The organism is Acetonema longum DSM 6540 (assembly GCF_000219125.1).
Lineage (GTDB): Bacteria > Bacillota > Negativicutes > Sporomusales > Acetonemataceae > Acetonema > Acetonema longum.
This window is the reverse complement of the sequence record NZ_AFGF01000022.1, coordinates 1-2457: the sequence shown is the minus strand read 5'-3', so window position 1 is coordinate 2457 and position 2457 is coordinate 1. Positions and strand designations below refer to the sequence as shown.

At 37.9% G+C, this 2457-nt stretch carries 3 protein-coding genes; 2 read left to right on the top strand and 1 reads right to left on the bottom strand.

What is annotated here, in order from left to right:
• Positions 1-289: 289 nt before the first annotated feature.
• Positions 290-445 (top strand): hypothetical protein, encoded by a 156-nt coding sequence (locus tag ALO_RS22320; RefSeq protein ID WP_004092932.1) that lies wholly within the window; start codon positions 290-292, stop codon positions 443-445.
• Between the two features lie 347 nt (positions 446-792).
• Positions 793-951, top strand: a complete 159-nt coding sequence (locus ALO_RS22315; RefSeq protein WP_169313119.1) for a hypothetical protein — start codon at positions 793-795, stop codon at positions 949-951.
• A gap of 239 nt (positions 952-1190) precedes the next feature.
• Here ALO_RS22315 and ALO_RS03485 read toward each other — a convergent pair whose 3' ends face one another.
• A complete protein-coding gene (locus tag ALO_RS03485) occupies positions 1191-2261 on the bottom strand; it encodes a hypothetical protein (protein WP_004092928.1) in 1071 nt (356 codons plus the stop codon).
• Between the last annotated feature and the right edge of the window lie 196 nt (positions 2262-2457).

The window sequence follows — 2457 nt, the reverse complement described above, 5'->3', positions numbered from 1 at the left end:
TCAGAGGCACACAATACCGCCGTGTTTTCTGTTTGTCAACTATTTTTTTATTTTTTTGGCTTTACTCGCCTAACGCAGAAAATCATGTTTCTTAATGTTCAGGTTGTAGCAAACCCTGATTGTTTAACAATATAAAAACCAACGCCATACTATTTTGTATGTTGTTGGTTTTTCTTTGAAATAATTTGTATGAGTATTTCGGCCCATCCGGACAGCTTGCCGAGTGAAACAATCACTGCTACTCTTTATTCAGATTGAGTAAAGGGGGCTCACGATGAGGAGGTTAGATATGCTGAAAACAAGAGAAATACTCCGATTAAAGCATGAAGTAGGACTCTCTCTCAGAGAAATCGCTGCATCTTACCACTGTGGCAAAACAACTGTATCAGAAGTGTTGGAACAGGGCCGAAAAAGCCGGCCTGCCCTGGCCGGCCAACCTCACTGACAAACAAGTAATGTCTCCGCTCTATCCACCGGTTGAAAATCGAAAGACCCTCCCGAACCTGACTGGGAATACATTTTTTATGAAATGGAAAAGAAAAGCGTCACCCGGATGCTTCTCTGGGGGGAATATAAAGAAAAACACCCCGACGGTATCATGTATACTCAATTTTGCGAACGCTATCGAAACTTTAAAAAGGCAAATTAGATCATCCTGTACATCGATCATAAAGCCGGGGAAGAAGTCCAAGTGGACTGGGCTGGTCAAAAAATGTCTTATGTAGAACGTGAGACAGGCGAGAGCCATCCGGCTTATCTCTTCGTCGCTATTTGCCCGCAGTGCCTATCCGTTTGTCCATGCCTATGGCGACATTGAAACTGGCCAGTTGGATTGACGCTCATATAAAAGCCTATGAATATTTTGACGGCGTTTCCAAGATCACCGTACCTGATAACACTAAGACCGCCGTCATGACCCCAGACCGGGTAGACCCTATACAGTCAAATTAATCGACAAGGGTCCGAATGTTGCCGGAACGGTGTCCGGATTTTTTTCGGTTTCGCCGTCCGGATGCGCCAGTATATGCATTTATATACTTTATTTTTGTATAGCAAACGATAAATGTAGTTTTTCTTGTTTGTATCACACTTGATGGGTTCATTAACATTAAGTTAATCGAGTAATAACATGCTTCGGAGTATCTTTTTTTCAATACCAATTTTATATAATCAACCGTTCTTTATTAATTCTAAATTGGAGAGATCGGTATATCTTGGTCGCTTTCTTCCTGTGGCCGGTATTGACTCAACGGATATTTTTTATATTTTGTCAAAGATTTCAACTTAACACGTTTCAATGGTTTTTGTTGAGATATTATCTTAGACACGTTTACAAGCCCTAATAATAGAAGGAATTGCCCGATTATGCACTGGAGAAAAATGAATACTTGAGCATCCCTATTAATAGGCCCGAGATTCCCAATCCCAAAAGTAGTTTGGGTACTTGCACTTAGGAATAACATATCTAGATAAATCTGAAATTTGTTCTCAGGCAAAAATCGAACTACCTGCCTGAAAGGTGTAACTTTGACTAAATCAGCCTTGGCATCTACAGTAGGTGTAATGGACGATATAATCACCTCGGAATATCCATAATTTCTATTTGCGTTAATATTCACAAACAGATCAAGGTCTTGCCACATTTTTCTTGATATTCCACTAAAGGCAGGTTGATAAGTGGTCTTAATCGTTCCAGCCTTTATCTCCTGCAATAGTGCTGGATTGTCATAGGCCTGGAAACTTTCTGAGGCCCACCGAAAATCTGCAATAAATTGAAGGTTCATATATATTAGCCCAAACAATAACAAGTTATAAAAGTAGCAGACTACCAATTGGATAACCTTTTTTCTCAGCTCTCCAATCATAATAAGAACAACAAAAAAACGAGCAAAAACACTTGCTAGCCCAAATCCAAATGAAAGAACGGCAATTAGTAGAGAAACAAGCACAATAATTCCATCAATACGCCCAACAATAGGTTTGACTAATTCCTGAAATCGTAATGGCAAGTCAAAAAGAAATTTATGTTCGCCATTAAAGTACAAATCAAAAAAATACGCAGTAACATCAGGGAGTATATACATCCAAAGTGGTATTCCACAAAATATTATCATCGTTAATACTTCATGCTTAGCAGTAAATTCGTCGATTCGATTGACTATTTTAATCATTAATTGTAATATTGCTTCTGAATGATAATAAAACGATAAAAGAAGAAGTATCAAACCAATAAGAAAACTATTTTCAGCAAATTGAACCACAAATTGCCCTCCTTAAGTTTGTAATTTTATAAAACATGTTATCATCTTACTAATAGGAGTACAACATACTGCTTCTTTTAAAAGGTAATATTCTCTCCTATATTTAATTTTGTACATCAGATTGTAGCAGGCAAGTAAAGCCAAAAAAATAAAAAAATAGTTGACAAACAGAAAACACGGCGGTAATTTCTACGCG